Origin of the sequence: Streptococcus sp. SI1, from assembly GCF_030439945.1 — a bacterium.
Lineage (GTDB): Bacteria > Bacillota > Bacilli > Lactobacillales > Streptococcaceae > Streptococcus > Streptococcus intermedius.
On record NZ_JAQFJE010000003.1, the window covers coordinates 281,612 to 301,281 of the forward strand.

Annotated in this window: 14 protein-coding genes and 1 pseudogene; all 15 read right to left on the reverse strand. The window is 39.9% G+C overall.

Annotated elements, in window-relative coordinates; all coding sequences use genetic code 11:
• Positions 1-9 precede the first annotated feature (9 nt).
• Complete coding sequence (gene glyS / locus PCY10_RS05625) at positions 10-2,049, reverse strand: glycine--tRNA ligase subunit beta (RefSeq protein ID WP_301558939.1); 2,040 nt, start codon at positions 2,047-2,049, stop codon at positions 10-12.
• A 2-nt stretch (positions 2,050-2,051) separates the two neighbouring features.
• Positions 2,052-2,966, reverse strand: a complete 915-nt coding sequence (gene glyQ / locus PCY10_RS05630; RefSeq protein ID WP_020999028.1) for a glycine--tRNA ligase subunit alpha — start codon at positions 2,964-2,966, stop codon at positions 2,052-2,054.
• Between the two features lie 351 nt (positions 2,967-3,317).
• Positions 3,318-3,728 carry an EVE domain-containing protein gene (locus tag PCY10_RS05635; RefSeq protein ID WP_003073811.1) on the reverse strand — a complete coding sequence of 137 codons (411 nt, stop codon included), beginning with the start codon at positions 3,726-3,728 and terminating at the stop codon, positions 3,318-3,320.
• Positions 3,721-4,179 carry a MarR family winged helix-turn-helix transcriptional regulator gene (locus PCY10_RS05640; protein ID WP_009568065.1) on the reverse strand — a complete coding sequence of 153 codons (459 nt, stop codon included), beginning with the start codon at positions 4,177-4,179 and terminating at the stop codon, positions 3,721-3,723. The genes PCY10_RS05635 and PCY10_RS05640 overlap by 8 nt, the downstream gene beginning before the upstream one ends.
• Positions 4,176-4,592, reverse strand: coding sequence for an SRPBCC family protein (locus tag PCY10_RS05645; protein ID WP_021003109.1), 417 nt, complete (start codon positions 4,590-4,592; stop codon positions 4,176-4,178). Before PCY10_RS05645 ends, PCY10_RS05640 begins: the two co-directional genes overlap by 4 nt.
• Positions 4,593-5,135: 543 nt before the next feature.
• Positions 5,136-9,599, reverse strand: a complete 4,464-nt coding sequence (locus tag PCY10_RS05650; protein ID WP_021003110.1) for a S8 family serine peptidase — start codon at positions 9,597-9,599, stop codon at positions 5,136-5,138.
• A 275-nt stretch (positions 9,600-9,874) separates the two neighbouring features.
• On the reverse strand, positions 9,875-11,026 hold the full coding sequence (gene nagA, locus PCY10_RS05655; RefSeq protein WP_009568058.1) for an N-acetylglucosamine-6-phosphate deacetylase: 1,152 nt from the start codon (positions 11,024-11,026) through the stop codon (positions 9,875-9,877).
• A 191-nt stretch (positions 11,027-11,217) separates the two neighbouring features.
• Entirely contained in the window at positions 11,218-12,849 is a 1,632-nt protein-coding gene (locus PCY10_RS05660) for a Na/Pi cotransporter family protein (protein WP_003073823.1), read from the reverse strand.
• A gap of 158 nt (positions 12,850-13,007) precedes the next feature.
• Positions 13,008-13,358 carry a 30S ribosome-binding factor RbfA gene (gene rbfA / locus PCY10_RS05665; RefSeq protein WP_003033710.1) on the reverse strand — a complete coding sequence of 117 codons (351 nt, stop codon included), beginning with the start codon at positions 13,356-13,358 and terminating at the stop codon, positions 13,008-13,010.
• Positions 13,359-13,436: 78 nt separating this feature from the next.
• Entirely contained in the window at positions 13,437-16,274 is a 2,838-nt protein-coding gene (gene infB, locus PCY10_RS05670) for a translation initiation factor IF-2 (protein ID WP_021003111.1), read from the reverse strand.
• A gap of 16 nt (positions 16,275-16,290) precedes the next feature.
• Positions 16,291-16,590 (reverse strand): YlxQ-related RNA-binding protein, encoded by a 300-nt coding sequence (locus PCY10_RS05675; RefSeq protein ID WP_021003112.1) that lies wholly within the window; start codon positions 16,588-16,590, stop codon positions 16,291-16,293.
• Positions 16,583-16,879 carry a YlxR family protein gene (locus PCY10_RS05680; protein ID WP_003078278.1) on the reverse strand — a complete coding sequence of 99 codons (297 nt, stop codon included), beginning with the start codon at positions 16,877-16,879 and terminating at the stop codon, positions 16,583-16,585. Before PCY10_RS05680 ends, PCY10_RS05675 begins: the two co-directional genes overlap by 8 nt.
• Before the next feature lie 118 nt (positions 16,880-16,997).
• Positions 16,998-18,083, reverse strand: a pseudogene (gene nusA / locus PCY10_RS05685) (transcription termination factor NusA); the annotation flags it as partial.
• 53 nt (positions 18,084-18,136) lie between these two features.
• Positions 18,137-18,607 (reverse strand): ribosome maturation factor RimP, encoded by a 471-nt coding sequence (gene rimP / locus PCY10_RS05690; RefSeq protein ID WP_306302103.1) that lies wholly within the window; start codon positions 18,605-18,607, stop codon positions 18,137-18,139.
• Between the two features lie 225 nt (positions 18,608-18,832).
• Entirely contained in the window at positions 18,833-19,525 is a 693-nt protein-coding gene (locus PCY10_RS05695; protein WP_003073834.1) for a VIT family protein, read from the reverse strand.
• Positions 19,526-19,670 lie beyond the last annotated feature (145 nt).

The window sequence follows — 19,670 nt, forward strand, 5'->3', positions numbered from 1 at the left end:
CACCTCTTATCATTTTGTATTGATTTGATTAAACTGTGCTACCTTTTTAGCCTTTGTCATTAAAGCGACTAAAAGCGCCAAACGATTTGCTCGGATTGCTTCATCTTCTGCCATGACCATAGTGTTATCAAAAAATGCATCAATGACCGGACTTAAAACAAATAATTGTTCAATATTATCCGCCAAGTCATCAGATAAAGTCAAGTGCTCGATTGCTGTATGAAGTTCTTTTTCCTCTTCATTTTCAAACAGACTTTCATCCACAACACTCACTGCTTCTGCTTTTTCTGCCAAATTAAAGACACGTGCCAAACTTTCAACTGCTGGTTTGAAAGAATCTTCTTGTGCTTTTTCTGCTAGAAGGGCCGCCACCTCGACCAAATCACGTACAACAAACGTCGAGCTGTTGAGCACAGCTGTCACGATATCTTTCGGAATATCGCTGTCTATCATTTTTTCAATGCGCGCACGGAAGAAATCAAGCACCTGTTCTTTGTTACTATATGTGAGACTATCAAACTGCAGCGCATAGAGTTGATCTACCAATTCATCTAAGGCAATGTGCCAGCCGAACTTGTCCAAAACACGCACAACACCTTGTGTGGCCCTACGAAGAGCATAAGGGTCATTTGAACCACTTGGAATGAGTCCAACAGAGAAGAACGAAAGAATTGTGTCTATCTTGTCTGCAATGGCCAAAATTGCACCAACTTTTGTATCTGGTAATTCACCATCACTAGCAGTCGGGAGATAATGCTCTCGAATAGCTCTAGCTACTGCTGTGTTTTCTCCTGCAAGTAGAGCATATTTTTCTCCCATGATACCTTGCAATTCATCAAATTCTCCAACCATACCAGTCAATAAATCAAATTTGTAAATAGATGCGGCACGGGCTACATCTTTCACTTCCCGAGTAGATAAGTGTGCTTTTTCTGCTAAAAGAGCTGCGATCTTTGCTGTTCGTTCCATGTGCTCCGCTAATGAGCCAATTTTTTCATGGAAAGTTACATGTTTTAACTTGTCAACTAAGTCAGAAATAATCAATCGTTGATCTTCACGCCAGAAAAATTCTGCATCTTCTAACCGAGCCACTAAAACTTTCTGATTTCCTTTGACGACATTTTCGAGGTGTTCTGCATTTCCGTTGCGTACCGATACGAAATATGGAAGAAGCTTGCCATTTTCATTGCGAACAACAAAATAACGTTGATTAACCTTCATAGACGTAACAAGGACTTCTTCGGGTACATCTAAGTAACGATCGTCAAAACGCCCAATAAAGGCGGTTGGATACTCAATTAAGTTCAGCACTTCATCTAGCAAATTTTCATCAATCTCCACATGAACATTGTGCATTCTCTCAATTTCTTTGATTTGATCCAAAATCATGTTTTCCCGTTCCATTGGACTCGCAATGACAAAAACTTCGCGCAGATCTTCTTCATAAGAATCTGCAGACTGAATCTTCACTTCATGACCTAGAAAACGATGACCCCGACTTGTCCGTCCACTTTCAATATCGAACAAATTCATCAAAAAAGATTCATCATCCAATAACACGGTGAGGGTATGAACAGGGCGAATATACTCAAACGTATTGGTACCCCAATGCATATTGACCGGAAAACTCAGAGAGGTTAAGACATCAGTTACTCCATCAATTAATTCTTCAACAGGTTTTCCGATTTCTTGTTTGGTCACATAGACATATTCCTCACCTTTTACTTCACGAAATGTGATATCTTCAACCGTCAAGCCTTTTCCACGAACAAAGCCTTGCGCAGCTTTCGTAAAATGACCATCTACATCCAAAGCAATTTTCTTACTTGGTCCTTTGAAGTCTTCTGTTAGGTCTGTTTGCTTTTCACTTAGATTGGACACACGTACAGCCAAGCGACGAGGAGTGGAAAACATTTCAATCTTATCGAATGTCAAACGATTGTCTGTTAAAAAGGCTGCCATTTTATCACGCAATTGTTTCATGCTTGGTGTTACAACATAGGCAGGCATTTCTTCAAGCCCTAACTCAACCAATAAATTCTTCGTCATTTTTATTCCTCCTCAGCCAATAATTTCTCACGTGTTGCTTCGTCTAACAATGGATAGCCTAGCCGTCTGCGTTCCGCCACAAAGGTTTTAGCAACAATACGCGCTAAATTACGAATCCGAGCAATGTAACCCGCTCGCTCTGTCACAGAAACAGCTCCGCGAGCATCCAATAGATTAAAGGTGTGCGAACATTTTAAAACATAATCGTAAGCAGGGTGAACGAGATTATACTCTAAACAACGCTTAGCCTCAGCTTCAAAATGATCAAAATTAGCCAGCAGCAAAGCTTGATCACTCACTTCAAAACTGTATTTTGAATGTTCAAATTCTGGTTGACGGAAAATTTCTCCGTACTTAACTCCATCTGCCCATTCAATATCATAAACAGAATCCACTTCTTGAATATAAGATGCCAAACGTTCTAAACCATAGGTAACTTCAGATGTAACTGGACTGGTAGATAAACCACCGACCTGTTGGAAATACGTAAACTGTGTAATCTCCATTCCATCAAGCCATACTTCCCAACCCAAACCTGCAGAACCAGTTGAAGGATTTTCCCAGTTGTCTTCGACAAAGCGAATATCGTGCTCTAGCGGGTTAATCCCTAACAATTCCAATGATTGTAAATACAACTCTTGAATGTTGCTAGGACTTGGTTTCATTACAACCTGAAACTGATGATGCTGGTAAAGGCGATTCGGATTTTCACCATATCGTCCATCTGCTGGACGACGTGAAGGCTCTACATAAGCCGCATTCCATGGCTCAGGTCCAATAGCCCGTAAGAAAGTGTAGGGGCTCATGGTTCCAGCACCTTTTTCATTATCATAAGCCTGCATGAGCATACAGCCCTGATCATTCCAAAACTGTTGCAACGTTAAAATAATTTCTTGGAAGGTTAACTTCTTCGGCATAATGTTTACTCCATTCTTTTTATTATAATATTCTTGTAACTTGAGCTTATAGTAGGAATATACTAGTCTCAACAAGTGAATCAATTTGACTAACAAAACAAAAAGCAGAACTGCACTCGACACGACACCCTATACAACTTTGCATAGGGGCGTCAAAACGCGGTTCCACCCTAGTTTATTACTTCATTGTTAATATAGTCTTAATTAATAATCTACCGACTAAAACTTACCGAAAGCGCCCGTTCATACTTTATTTCACCCGACTTCCACTATCTCAGGCTCGCTTGAGAAATGCCATAAGACTTTCTTTCTGACTAGTATTATAGCAAAAAAGGGCAATCTTGTCCAGACTTACTCCAACTTCATAGAATTAAAAACATACATAAAGAAATCTCGACTAACCTCAAAATGTCCGTAACGTAGCTGGCTGGCATAGGTTTTCCAGTCTGGGTGCTGCCTGGCAGTTCCAATCGGACAAGGCCGGACAGATTTGTAATACTCAACATCCCGCCTGAAAGGGATAAAATCTGGTGTCATTTCAAATTGATAAACCTCGTCACCTGTCATTTTACCTACAGCTGTGAAAGCCTGCAGTTTTTGATCAGAATCAAGATCAACTTTAGGACTGTAGTAGAGTAGGTAATCGCCTTTTTTCATGCGTTTTAAAGGACCGCCTTTACCATGACAAACCTGGCAAAAACCACCAGTAACACCACGTTTAACATGATTTTCTGAAACGACGCCAACCCAGAACTTAACCATCGTTTTCCTCCAATTTTAGTAAAAGTCGATTAAAATCTGACACCTGAATGCCCAGCTGGCCAAAGTAGGTTTGGTCAATTGCCTCAACGAGAGGCAGAGCCTGATTCATGCGCTCTCTGCCTATATCAGTCAGAAAGACAACTTTTGCCCGACTATCTTGAGGGTGTTCTCGCCGCTCAACTAAGCCCTTTTTCAACAAGAGCTTAAGAACTTGAGAAACCGTCATCACATCCATATCTGAAAAAGCAGCTAGATTGACCTGAGTAACCAAGTCCTGTTGTAGCTCCAAGTACCCCAAACTGGTCAGAATAATAAATTGCGGATGAGTCAGCCCCACTTTTTGTAGGGCTTTTTTTACTCGGCCATGCCAAGCATTGTAAACTCTGGCGAATAAGAGACCTGTCGATTCCTGATGGTTGTCAGCATACTGAGAATGAAAAGTTTTTGTCATACTGCCTCCAAGATTTGTTTCAGCTTTCCGACACTTTCGGGTACATCGTCAAAAATCTGTTTCAAAAAGGCTAAAGCCTCCCCTGTCGTAACGCTATCTGTCAAAGAAACTGAATGCCTTAGACTAATGGTACCGTCAGGATTTTCAAGTATCTCATGTTCAAAGAGAACATTGCCAAAAGGCGTTGCTGTTAAATCAGAAAAACACTGATTCTCACGCACTTCAACTAAAGTGAAGTCGAGTTCAGGCATGCCTTCCATCTTCATTTTCCCCTTTTGCCCTGTAGTGAAATCACCGTTCAAGCTAATCTGTTCCAAATCACCCTCCCAGACAAACCACTGATCAACTTGAGAATAGTAGACCCAAGCATCCTCTTTTTTAGCATTAACCGCCAATTCAAAAGAAAATTTCATAAAAAACACCTCCATATTTAATAAACACTTATATTATAAGTCTGCTTATAATATTTGTCAAGAAGAAAGTGACTTCCTTTTTCATCCTGTTCTGACTCTGTTGTTAAGTCAACCTGAAAGGCTGAGATACACTCTGATTCAGACTTTTCTTCCCGCTATGTTAACATTCATCTCATCTGTTTTTGGCACTTCAGTAACACCGCTTAGATTTTTGATAAAGTCTGCAGTTCCTGCATGACCTGAATATCTACAAAGCCCATATGTTCTTTTTCTTCCATATAGCGCCAAGACTTGGGCTCTCTTTCACACAACAGAATCGTATTGATTATTTCATTGTTGATATAGTCTTAATTAAAAATCTACTGACTAAAACTTACCGAAAGTTTCATTCTCAGCTTTTGCTTATCTAGCTTTCACCACCCCAGAATCACTAGAAACTTTTAACAAGACCTCCTTCATAGTGACTATTATAACAAGAAAATGAGTGACCCTCTAATATTTTGAGTCACCCATTTTGTACTAAGAAACTTCATCAGTAAAATTTTACACTGTCAAAGCTTTAATTCTTTTTGGTTTGTGTCCATTTAGTTTTTTCTTAGCTGCTCTGAGATTCGCAATTGCCTCTCTCACATCTGCTTGACTAGCACCTGGATTGGCTAAAACTGCTTTCGCTTGCTCAAATGCAGCCAGATAAGCTGCTTTTACATCATCAGTTGCATAGATAAACTTATTACTAAGAGCTTGGAAATGAATTTCTCGTGCAATCGTATTTTGCAGATGAGAGAAATCCGTTTCTCTACCATTTAACTTTTGATAAGCTGCAGTCAATTGTGCCAAAACAGTATCAATCTGCTCTTGCGTAATACTATCTTGAATCGCTAAGAGAGCAACTGCTTGGAAGGCTCGGTCATATGCTTGCCGTTGTTTTTCTCTTGCATTGGCATACAAACCCGTTTTAGTCGTTGCCACATAAGCTGCCATGGCTGTTTTTAGAGCCACAATATCAGAATCCTTACCATCTAAATTATCAGCAGCAGTGACGAGATTTGCCAATATTCGATCTACTTCTGCTTGACTCAATTTCCCAGTCAAAGCCGCCTTCGCTTGCGCATAAGCTTGATTGTACGCTATCCGCTTTTCTATACTCGCATTATAATATTGAGCCGTAGTCACCAAAGTAACTTGTTTTTGAACAGCTGCTAGTAAGGCTACTTTAACAATAACAGTCAATTGAACAAGGTTGTTCTTACCTTCTTTGACTAGAACTGTTGGATTTTCATCCCATAGTTCATAGCCTGATGGCAGAGTAGCAACGATAGAATATTGACCCACTGCTACCGTCTTACCAAATGAATATTTTCCATATTTCTCAGCCGGAAGAGAAACAAGCTCACCCGCTTCATTTTTCAATGTTATCGTCGTATTTTTCGGAACGGCTTGGTTGAAAGTCACGCTAAGTGGAGCATAGCTAATTTCCTTTGCCAAAAATTCAATCATTTTAAAGCTATCTTCTGCTGTTAAATCAAATTCTTGTGTGAGGGCACTCAAGACTTTCAGCCCGCTCTTGTCATAAGTAAAGAGTTCTGCCGTATAATGCCCAAATGTCAAGAAATTGATGTCTTTCCCTTTATCAACATTGATATAGTTCCCTTTTGCATCCTTGATTCGATAAACATATGGTGTATCCAGTGCTTGATGGCTGTCTGCATCAACCACAGCTACCCGAATTCGACCACTATTTTCAGTACCGACTAGATTTGCAAGAGAAGTTGCATCTTTGTTGCCCGCAAAATCTTCTACTACGTAGAAAATGTTTGCTTTATGAACACCTTTCGGAAGAGTATAGCTACCATCTGCATTGGCAGAAATATAAACACGACGTTCATATTCACGAACATTCCCCAACTCATCCACAGCCTGATAAGTCACTTGTCCATTTTGATCTGGCTTCAAATAAAATACTCGCTCTTTCAAAATACCGCCATTTCCGACATCTTTGACTTTACGTGGCACAAATATTTCCGTACCATCTTGTGATTTTTTAATATAGCCAGATGTGATAAGCGGTTTTTGCGTATCAATCTGGAGTTGGAAAGATACTGTTTGCTCGTTAGCTCCCGGTACATCTGGCGTGTAACGTACTACATAAGTATACAGACCATCTACAACAGTTCTTCCACTACTATCACGCCCATCCCATACCGTATTGTCCAGGAAATAAGACTTTGGATTACGCTCATTTCCATCAAAGTAATTTTTCCGCCCATCCTTTGCTGCAGCGCTTTGCCAGACTAAGGAGCCATCACTCTTATAAACAGCTGCTGTCAGATTATTGAAATTCCGATAAAAGACAGAGCGATACTGGATTAAATCCTTATTGCCATCTCCGTTTGGAGAAAACGCTAGACGAACATTGCCATTGGCATCCAATTGCAAAATCGTACGTCCTTGCTCATTTTCTACTGTACCAAGGACAATCGGACTGCGCGTTGCCGTCTTCCCAGTTGAGTACAGTGTGTCATTAGACGATGTGATGATAGCCGACACATTGTCTTTTGCTGAAACACTTTTATCTTTAGGGACATCATAATAAAAGCCTGATTTACCTTCTTTAACAAGATTATAAATTGGCCTTTCAGCAGCTGGCAAATTTTGAAATTCCCCACGGAAGCCCATAAATGCAAGGCTGACGACATCACCATCATCTGCTGGTTCGACAAAGCGAACAAAGCCTTCCAAGAAATAACCGTTTGGCATGAGTCTCTTTAGCTCTTCCGCATATTTAGCTACATTAACTTTAACAGTTACCCGTATGCTACTATGTGCTTTCACAGTCACTTCCGGCCAAACTGTTTCAGTCAATTTTCGAGGAGTCAAATCAAAATGTCCATCCTTGACTGTGTCTGTATTGGTATTAACAATCATTTTTAAAGTGCGATCTTTATCCGTCATATTATGAACTGTCACATCAAACGTAAATTCATCGCCAACATTTCCTAGCGATACACTAGGATAGTTATTGTCTTCTCCAGTTACATAAAGGCCTGTTGATACTGCCGCTGCTGTATCTACAATTCCTGCTCCTTGTTGTCTAGGGGATGTATAGGCACCTGTTTCTTTATTCATATGTGGCTTTGCTGTCGACATGATTAAAGCTTTCACCAAAGATGAAATTTCTGCCGGACTTTTTTCTGGGTAATGCTTTTCCAGATATTGTTTCACCAAAGCAGCTACACCTGCTACATGGGGAGCCGCCATACTCGTTCCGCTCATACTACCATAAGTATTATCATTCAGTGATGAATAGATAGAGCCACCCGGCGCTGTTACATCTGGTTTTAATTGCCCATCCGTTGTCACACCCCAGCTTGAAAAGTCAGATAATTGATTAGCCTCTGGATTAGGTAAATTCGCCTTGTTCCCATTGAAAACTAACTTGTACTTACCTGCCGCTAGAGCCTCTCCATATTCTTTAGAAATAAAGGCAGAAGGAATCGTCTTAGCTTGTCCTTCCAGTGCCATTTTAAGATTAGCACCAGCAACATTATTGTAGACGACTGCTCCAATTGCTCCACGTTTGACAGCATTGCTGATCTTGTCTGAGAAGGTGAGAGCACCACGCTGAATAAGCGCAACCTTTCCTTTCAAATCAAGGCCCTTGAAATCTTCATCACGTCCTAATCCAACATTGACGTATTCGTATTCCTTGCCTTTTTCAAATTGGGCATCCGTTTCAGAAACAGAATAATTAAACTTTCCATGATGAAGTTTGGCATTATCCTCTAAACCACGAACTTCCATGACTTCTTCTGTAACAACTGTATTATTAACTGAAGCTACCGAAATTGAATCCTCTACTGTTGAAGGATTGCCCACCAGACCATAATCTGGATTTTCTGCCAGAGGTTTAGATTTTCCATTTCCAAACGTATTGCTATTTCCTGCAGAGATTAAAACAGATACTCCCTTAGCACGCGCACGCTTGATAGCTTCTACAATACTGGGGTCAGCGTTCACCATTGAACCTGTCGTAGACCCCAAACTCATGTTAATCGTATCAGCTCCAAGCGCTACTGCATCGTCAATCGCTTTAGCGTAGATAGCTGAACTAGTCGTACTACTGCGATCAGAGAAGACACGCATAAACATTACTTGCGCTTCCGGTGCTACACCATAAATATATTCGCCATTGGTGTCTTTTTTGCTTGGATTCCCAGTTGCAATTCCTGTCACGTGCATTCCATGAGAATCCGTGGCTTTTTCTTTGATATTGTCATCAGCATCTATATAGTTATAGGCAAAAACAACCTTGTTATTGTACCATTTACCATAATTAATGCCTGCTTTCTTCTTAGCCGCTTCCATTGCTGCTTCATCTTTGAATTTCCCTTTCGAAGGATCAGTAATGCGTAATACCTCATGATTCACATCTAGCCCTGAATCAATCACTGCAACGACCTTCCCTTCTCCTTTATAGCCTTGTTGCCAAGTCTGAGGAACTTTGATAATTTCATTGCTAGTTGTGCTAGATGGAGTCACTGGTTCAGCTGACTGTTTCTTTTCTGATTCTGTTGTTTCCTTACTTGCAACTGACTTTTCTGCTGTTGAAGTAGAGTGAGTTGCTTCTGTTACTGGTGATTCATTCCCTGTTGTTGCTACCTTGCTTGCACCAGTTCCCGCAGTAGATTGGACTGGCTTTGCAGCAGAAGTTTCAGATGAAGTAGAAACAGTTGATTCTGCTCTTGTAGATGATGATTGCGTGGTTATTTGTGTACCTTCTTCTGTTGCTGTAACAGTTGTGGAAGCAGCAGAATTCCCATTTGATTGGTTTGAAGCCGGAACAGCTTTATCAGCAACTGGTGACTGAACTTCTTGTGTTACAGTCGGATTGTTTGCTGCCTGCTCATTGGCCTGCACTTGTCCCGCACCAATAACTAAAAATGTCCCTAAAACGACTGAAGCCAGACCAAACTTATACTTTCTCAATGAAAAACGTTGTTTTTTCATATTAATCTCCCTCATTTTTATTTTTAAAAAATATTATAGCGTAAAATTTTCAGAAAATTCATCTTTTTTTGAATTGTAATGAAAATGTAACATTCCTTTATAATCATATATAAAAATTAGAAAATATAAAGTTTTAAGTATTAAATTATTTCATTTAGATAATATTTGTTCGGAAATAGATATGTATTGCACACAAAAAAAGTTAGACATAGAAGGTCTAACTTTAAAAGTAATTCTTCTTGCAGGAGTTTCTACGTTAATTAAGTATTCATATATTATGCTTCGTATCTCTTTTCGCCATCAAGATAAGTCGCAACCAGTTCCAAATCCTTGTCCAACACAATGAAGTCTGCATCATGTCCTTCCTTGATTTGACCACAAACATCCTCAATATGAACGGATTTAGCCGGATTGAGGGTTGCCATCATAACTGCTTCGTGTGGGTTAGCAATACCCCATTTGACAACGTTCTTTAACCCGTCTTTCAATTTCAAGATAGATCCTGCGAGGTTACCTGTTGATTTGAGTCGAGCAGTTCCATTTGCGACTACTACTGGAAATTCTCCCAACATATAGTCACCGTCTTCCAAGCCTCCTGCAGTCATACAGTCTGTGATGAGCGCAACATTTTCATGCCCTTTTTGCTTCATCAAGATGTCACAAGCTTTTGGATCAACATGGTGTCCATCACAGATTAATTCAGCATAAGTGTGTGGCAATTCATACATAGCGCCAACCATCCCCAACTCACGGTGGGTTAAGCCGCGCATACCATTATAAGCATGTACCCAAACACTGGCACCTGCATCTACCGCAGCCTTTGCTTCTTCAAACGTTGCATTTGAGTGCCCAAGTGCAACCGTAACCCCTTCATCAGTAATAGTTCGAACAAAATCTTCCACACCTTCTCGTTCTGGAGCTAGAGCGATTTTATTGAGCAAACCATTCGATGCTTTTTTCCAAGCACGAAATTCATCCATTCGAGGATTTTTCATGTAAATTGGATTTTGGGCTCCTTTATATTTTTCTGTGAAATACGGACCTTCAAAATATAAGCCACGAATCTTAGCACCTGTCGCTTCTTGATAATGAGCACCGATATTTTCCGTGACCGCTAGTAACGATTCAAAAGTTGAGGTTAAGGTTGTCGGCAAAAAACTGGTAACACCTGTCGACAACAGACCTTCACTCATGGTATGCAGAGTTCCTTCAATATTATTGTCCATCACATCTACACCACCAAAACCATGAATATGCGTATCAACTAAGCCCGGTGCAATAGAATAGCCTGTATAATCTATCACATCCGCACCTGTTGGGATTTCTTTTGTCCATTTACCAAATTTACCATCCACTAATTCTAGATAGCCACCTTGACGAATACCATGGGGATAGAAAAATTGATCTGCTTGAATATATTTAGGCATAATAAAACCTCCTTCTTTCAGTGAGAGTTTGTATAAGCTGTCACTTTAGACAATTGTAAGTGCTATTTTAAATCACTCTCGCATTGTTCATTATGTCTCTTTCATTATATCGCTTTCTTTTCTTTTTGTAAATGGTATAGACCCATTCAATGCAGAAGAAACAAACCACGCCAGCAGTTTGTTTCTCATGATTATATTTGTTCCGCTTGGACCTTTTCCGCTAAGTTCATGGCGTGATCCGCGACTCTCGTATAGTGAGAGATGATATCAATAAAGTTTACGCCTGCTTGTGTTGAGCATTCTCCTCTATTCAGACGATGAATGTGCGTTTTCCGTAGCTTTCGTTCCATTTTATCAATCGCTTCATGCTTAGTTACTAAGCTATCTGCCAACTCAATGTCATTATTTTCTACAGAAGCCAGGGATTCTTTAATGAAAGTCAGAGTCATGTTATAAATCAATTCCAACTCTTGCAAAGCTGCTGGAGAAAATTCCACCTTTTTCCGACGGATATAATCAGTCAAGTTAATCAGCGCTTCACCATGGTCTCCAATTCTTTCTAAATCTCGAGATGAATCCAAAATATTTGTCAGCACTTCACTTTCTTTTTGGCTAAGAGGCTCACTAGATAAATCAATGAGGTAACGTGTGAGATCTTCATCAATCTTATTGATTGCTTCTTCGGTCTTGTGTCCCTTGTCTGCTGACTTTTCAGTATTGTTCACAATATAATCATAAGCCAACTCAAATGAACGCATCGCATAACGTCCTAAATGAAGCAATTCTTTTTTGGCATTTCCAAGCGCTAAAGACGGAGCTTGTTTAATTAAAATCGGATCCAAATAAAGTGGCTCATATTTCACAACTTCATCTTCACCTGGAATCAGTTTTGTTACCAAGGTAGCTAACAAGCCAATAAATGGAAATTGAATAATTGTATTGGTAACATTAAAAGTTCCGTGAGCAAAGGCAATAGTCATTTCTGGGCTTAAATGGAGCGTCGCTTGAAACCAATGGATCAAGCTCGTAAATGGACCTAAAACGATCAAACATAAAACAGTACCGACCACATTGAAAGTGACATGGGCACCTGCTACACGTTTAGCAGCAATATTGGCTCCTAATGATGCAATAATTGCTGTAATTGTTGTCCCGATATTATCCCCAAAAAGAACTGGCAAAGCTCCCTTTAACTCAATCAAGCCGCTCGCATATAAATTTTGTAGAATACCGATAGTTGCTGATGAGGCTTGAATCAACAAGGTAATACCTGTCCCTACAAATACACCTAGTACTGGATTTCCACTCAACTTTATCATATACTCACGAAAAGCATCTAAATTTTTCAATGGCTCCATAGCACCACTCATCAAATTCAAAGCAAAGAAGATCCCTCCTACCCCAAATAGAACGCGACCGATATTATTGATAGAGCGTTTTTTAGTAAAGAAGAGACAGACCGCCCCTAAAAAGAGAATGGGTAATGCATAATCGCCCAGTTTAAAACCAATGATAAAAGAGGTTACCGTTGTTCCAATATTGGCCCCCATGACAATCCCAATTGCCTGTCTGAGTGTTAAAAGGCCTGCACTCACCAATCCAACTGTAATAACTGTCACACCTGAACTTGACTGAATCAAGGCTGTTAGACCAATTCCAACTAGAACACCAAAAAATGGATTGCTGGTATATTTGTCAATGAAATAACGAAGCCGATCACCTGCAGCCTGCTGCAAACCATCTCCCATCATCCGAATACTATATAGGAAAAGTCCTAAACCGCCTAAAAAGCTAAATATAATTTGCTGCCAATTGATGGACATCTTTTCTCCTCCGAAAAATCTGTAGCGGATTATCTCCTTTTCTATTTTAAAGGATAAGTGTAAAAGTAACAAGCCTTTTTTAGCATTTTTATCAAAAAAAGAAAGAAAAATAGAATTTCCTTTCTTTTTAAATATATTGACATAGCTAAAAACACGTCTTATTTTTGATCTAAATCACGGAGCATTTGATCAATTTTGTTCCCATATTCAATCGATTCATCCTTGATGAAAGTCAAATCAGGGATTTTGTACATCTTCAAGTTGTGACCCAATTCACGTTTGATGGTTCCCTTCGCCTTTTCTAAACCAGTCTGAGCTTTTTCTTGTTCAGAAGCAAGGTTGCTCATCAGCGTGTAGTACACTTTTGCCATTGACAAGTCGCCCAACATTTGCACATCTGTAATGGTAATTCCTTGAACACGTGGATCACGAACTTTTTTTTGCAAAATTTCATTGACTTCGCGTTTGATTTCCATCCCCACACGATCCACACGAAATTGATTTGCCATGATGTCTCCTTTCGCTTATTTTAGAAAAGGGTTGAGGCAGACTCCAATATATCATAGTCTGTCTCCCCTTCATTTATATTATTTTGCGATTTCTTCCATGATATAAGCTTCAATCATGTCATCCACTTTGATGTCATTGTAATTCTCAACCATGAGACCGCCTTCTTGTCCATTTCCGACTTCTTTCACATCATCTTTATAATGTTTAAGGCTGGCAAGAGCACCATCAAAGATCACCACACCATCACGAATCACACGAACCTTAGAATCACGAGTTACTTTACCGCTAACTACCATAAATCCACCGATAGTACCGACTTTAGAAACCTTGAAGGTTTCACGAATGACAGCTTCACCAATAATTTTTTCTTCAAATTCTGGATCAAGCATCCCTTTCATGGCATCTTCTACTTCTTCAATCACTTTATAAATGATACTGTGAAGACGCATTTCGACATCATCCGCTTCAGCTTGTTGACGAGCTTGTGGAGTAGGGCGAACATTGAAACCAATGATAAAGGCATTGGAAGCTTCCGCAAGAGTAACATCTGACTCGTTAATCGCACCAACTGCTGAGTGAACAATTGTTACTTTAACACCTTCCACTTCAATCTTCTGAAGAGATGCTGTTAATGCTTCCGCTGAACCTTGTACGTCGGCTTTGATAATAACATTGACAGACTTGACTTCACCAGCTTTAAGGGTATCAAAGAGATTTTCCAAACTAACACGATGCGTTGCTTGACGCTGTTTCATGAGAGCACGTTTTGCACGTTCTTCACCAGCTGCACGCGCTGCTTTTTCATCTTCATATACGGCAAAATGGTCACCCGCCATTGGTGTTTCATTTAAACCTGTGATAGATACTGGCGTCGATGGCCCCGCAACTTTCACTCGACGTCCACGGTCATTAGTCATAGCACGCACACGACCAAAAGTATTACCAACAACAATTGGATCTTGTACATTTAAGGTACCTTGTTGAACAAGCAAGGTTGCAACCGCACCTTTTCCTTTATCCAACCGCGCTTCGATTACTGTGCCAATTGCGCGAACCTTTGGATCAGCTTTTAGCTCTTGAATTTCAGCTACAAGGAGAACGGTTTCGAGCAGTTCATCAATATTTTGGTTGAACTTAGCTGAGATTTCGACAAATTCAGAATCACCGCCCCATGCTGTAGACATAACTCCATATTCAGCTAATTCACCGATGACACGTTCAGGATTGGCACCTGGCTTATCAATCTTGTTAATCGCTACAATAATTGGCACATTGGCTGCTTTTGAATGGTTAATCGCTTCAATTGTTTGAGGCATGACTCCATCATCTGCTGCTACAACAAGAATCGTAATATCTGTGACAGAAGCACCGCGCGCCCGCATAGAGGTGAAAGCGGCATGCCCTGGTGTATCAAGGAAGGTAATTTTCTTACCATTTTCTTCAATCTGGTAAGCACCAATATGTTGTGTAATCCCACCTGCTTCACCTGTAGCAACACGAGAATTACGCAAGGTATCCAAAAGTGTTGTTTTCCCATGGTCAACGTGTCCCATGATGGTCACAACTGGCGGACGTTCTACTAAAGCATCTGGATCAAGATAATCTTCATCCACAAAGAAGCGTTCGATATCTGCATTATCGACTTCAACTTTAGCATGTGCTTCAATGCCATAATCTACCATCAGAAGTTCAATAGTATCACCGTCCAACGACTGATTCTGCGTTGCCATAACGCCCATCATAAAGAGTTTCTTGACAATTTCGGCTGGTTCACGTTTAATCCGTTTTGCAATTTCTGCAACGGTCATACCTTCTGTGTATTCAAATTCTTTAGGCAATTCATGAAACTTGCGTTCTGTAACCGGTTTTGGACTTTGATTCGTATTCCGATTATTCTTGCCTTTTTTATTTTTCTTATTATGATTCCAATTACTATTCTTTTGATTTCTCACTTGATTTTGACTGCTTCGATTCTTTTGTTGTTTTCTTGGACCATCTTCTTCGCGATCAAAGTCATCACGTTTCTTGTCTGGTCGAGCTTGTTTTTTACGACGAGTATCAACTGCAGGAGTTGGAACCGCCTCAGGGGCAACTTGAGACTGTGGAGTCGGCTTTGTAGCCTCCACGATAGGCGCTGCTGCTTTGAATAATTCTTCTACCGGTTCTTTCCGTTTCTTCTGCTCACGTTGAGCTGCTTTTGCAGCTTGAGCCTGTTTAAAACGTTCCTCGCTTCCACGAGCATATTCGGCATTCTGTTCAGCTTTCAGAGCTGCTGCACGCGCCTTGAAATCAATGCGTGGCCCTTGATTCGATTGAGAGCGATTTTGATTTGTAATACCATTTGAACGGTTTTGCCCTTGATACCGATTATCTTGGCTGCGATGATTGCGATTGTTGCGTTGTTCATTGCGATTCCCACGGTCATTTCGATTTTTCTGGCTTCGCTCATTATGCTGATTGTTCTCTTCTCGATTTTGTTTATCGCCATTTTGTTGGTTTCGCGCTCGATTTTCTCGCTGTCTATTTCGTCGCTCTGCTTGCTCTTTCGCTTTCGCTTCTCGCTCGGCCTTAAAATTACGACTCTTTGGCTTTACTGATGAAGCTTTTGTTGCCACGGCTGATTTTTGCGCCTGTTCTGCTGCCTTAGGCACTACTTTATCAGCCATCGTCACTTCTTCCGCTACAACTTGAGCTGGCTGTTGCTCTTTAGCTAAAGAGTGAGCTGTTTTTTGATTCGTTTCTTTTTTAGGAGCTGCCACTTGAGAAAAACTGGCTGTAATACGCGCGGCCACTTCACTTTCAACGCTGCTAGCATGACTTTTCACTTCAATACCAAGCTCTTTTGCACGCGCCACAACTTCCTTGCTTTCTTTTCCCAGCTCCTTCGCAATTTCGTACAATCTTTTCTTAGACAAATCTTGTCCTCCTCTTCTATTCCATAAGAGACCTCATTTTCTTTGTAAATCCAGCATCAGTGATAGCAAGCACTTTTCTTGCTTTACCCACTGCGGTGCTTAATTCCAGTGTTGAAAACACGGTTGATACTTCTACTTTATAGTAATGACTTTTATCAGTAATTTTTTTTGTCAAGTTTGGAGCAGCATCATTGGCTAAAAAAACCAGTTTTGCTTTTCCGTCTTGTATTGCCCTAACGACCAATTCTTCACCAGATATGATACGATTGGCTCGTTGTGCTAATCCAAGTATATTTGCTAATTTTTGTTTATTCAAGACCTAACTCTCTTCTTTTAACCTTATGATCCACGTAAGCAATCAATTCATCATAAAATGCTTCTTCGACTTCCATATTGAAGCTACGGTTAAAAACTCGCTTTTTCTTAGCTTTAAGTGCTTCTTCATTGTCAAGTTTGATATAAGCTCCTCGTCCATTGGCCTTTCCTGTCGGGTCAATAAAAATTTGGCCTTCTTTATTTTTGACAATCCGAAGCAAATCACGCTTGTCAATGACTTCGTTAGAAACTACTGATTTTCGTAAAGGGATTTTTCTTGTTTTTACCATTTCCCCCTCCTTAGTCTTCTGCTTCAACTTCACTTTCTAAAAATTCTGTTTCCACAGGACTTTCAATTGTTGCAAATTCATCTGCTTCTTCAGCAAATCCACCAAGCTCACCTGCTTCTTCCATAGCTTCAAATTCACTTGCAGATTTGATATCAATTCTATAACCTGTCAAATGAGCTGCTAAGCGCACATTTTGCCCTCGCCGCCCAATAGCAAGTGATAGCTTATTATCTGGTACAACAACAAGAGCATGCTTGCTATCCTCACTATCAAAGATAACTTGATCGACTTCTGCAGGAGCAATCGCATTGTAGATAAATTCTGCAGGATCTGCCACCCACTCAATAACATCAATATTTTCCTCTACAGGAATCATACGGCCAGATTTGGCGTCATATTTAGCTGGATGAAATTTGCTGGTAATTTTCTTAATATTTGCACCACCACGACCAACAATCGTACCGATTGCATCTACATTGGGATTGTGACTGCGTACAGCAACCTTCGTCCGATCGCCTGCTTCACGAGAAACACTCATGATTTCAACTGTTCCGTCATAAACTTCTGGAATTTCCTGCTCCATTAAACGCTTGATCATTTCTGGATGGCTGCGGCTGACAAAGACATTGACACCGCGAGGATTGTCTTCTACCTTATAGACAAAGACTTCGATGCGGTCATGAGAAGCAAATACTTCACCAGGAATCTGGTCTTGCTTTGATAACTGTGCTTCAATGCTACCTAGATTGACATAGATAAAACGATTGTCAAAGCGCTCGACTGTTCCTGACATGATTTCATTTTCATGTTCTTTATACTTATTGTAAGTGATTGCGCGTGTCTGCTTGCGCATTTTTTCCATAATCGTTTGCTTAGCAGACTGAGCTGCTACCCGTCCAAATTCAGTTGGTGCCTCTTCAAATTTTATTTTATCACCAAGTTCATAAGCCGAGCTAATAGCAAGAGCATCTTTTAAACTGATTTCTAAACGGCTATCAAAAACTTCGTCTACCACTTCACGAACGGTATAAACACGAAAATCTCCTGTTTTTTCGTTAAATTCAATGGCTGCACTATCTGCTTGACCATAGCGACGACGATAAGCCGAACGAAGTGACTCCGTCACCGCTTCGATAATATCTTCTTTTTTGATCCCTTTGTCTTCTTCCAAAATACGGAAGGCCTCTAGCATTTCTTTACTCATGTTTTTTCAGCTTTTGTGGAAACAAAAGCAATCCTTTCTTTATTATATTCTTGCTAAAATTTGACTGCTAATCTTGCTTTGGATACTAGCTGGTAAGGAATTTGAACAACTTTCTTACGAGTCTTATCCATATATTCCATTGTTAAATGATCTTCCTCGAAAGAAAGCAGTGTCCCTTCAAAGACTTTACTTTTATCAAGTGCTTGATACAGACTAACATGGATATATTCCCCAACTGCAGCTGCTAGTTGTTCTTTCGTTTTCAGCGGACGTTCCAACCCTGGGCTAGTTACTTCAAGAAAATACTGCTCAGGAAAGGGATCCGGCTTAATCGTATCCAAAAGTGGACTGATGATGTCCGTCAATTCTGCCGTATCATTTACAGTGATTCCTCCTGGCTTATCTACAAAAATACTAAGAACATGGTCACTCCCCATTTTACCGTACTCAATATCCACTAATTCATACGGCTCTTGAACGACCGGTTCAACAACTTCTTTTACTAATTTGACAATCGTTGTGATAAGACTACACCTCCTCACAGATAAGAGGCGAAGATATTTCCTCGCCTCTCTTTCATATTCATTATCTACATTATAGCATAAGAAAAAGGAAAATACAAGAAAATTTATTCTTGTATTTTATTTGATTTGATAATTGTGTCTAACAAATCATTCTTAAGCAAATTCACCATAACACTCAATAAAAGAAATTATCATTAAAACCACGACACAATTTTTATTTTGGACTTAAATAACAAACAATTGACCTACAAGATAAGTCACTGTCATGGTCAAAAGTCCAATGACTAAATTTCGAATCATGGCATTTTTTATCGGTGCTTTTCCTAACTTAGCGCTAGTATATCCCGTCCCTAACAATGCTAAAGCAACAACAATGACTGTTGCCGGAATGCGATAGCTAGCAGGAAGGAAAACTATGGTTAACATTGGAAAGATGGCTCCTACTGCAAAAGCAATAAAACTAGATATTGCTGCATGCCATGGATTTGTAAATTCTTCCACCTCAAGTCCATATTTTTCTTCTACCAAAGCCTTAAGCGGATTTTTTAAAAAAGCTCGATTTGTCAAGAGTTGGGCAGATGTCTCACACTCGCCATTCTGGATATAAGCTGCATAAAGTGACTGTCTAGCAATCTCTGGATTTTTTGTTAAAAGTACTCGTTCTCTGGCAACCGCAGCCTTCTCCGTATCCTTTTGGGTTGAAACAGATACATATTCACCACCTGCCATGGAAAAAGCTCCTGCAAATACTGCTGCTAAACCTGAAAGAAATATAATCCAAACACTTTCCGTTGCACTTGCTACTCCTATAACGACACCCGCAATAGAAATAATACCATCATTAGCCCCCAATACTCCAGCCCGTAAAATGTTTAGTCGACCGCTAAAGTTCTTATCAATCTCCTGATTATTTGTCATCCCAAAACTTCTCTTTTCTTTTTTTATTTAGAATTATTATAAATAAAAATCTCATAGGACACAATAAAAAATCGGAAAATGAGAAAAGTTCCACTATTTTAAGATAAAATTCCTTAGACATATACTCAAAAAATAATAACTTTAC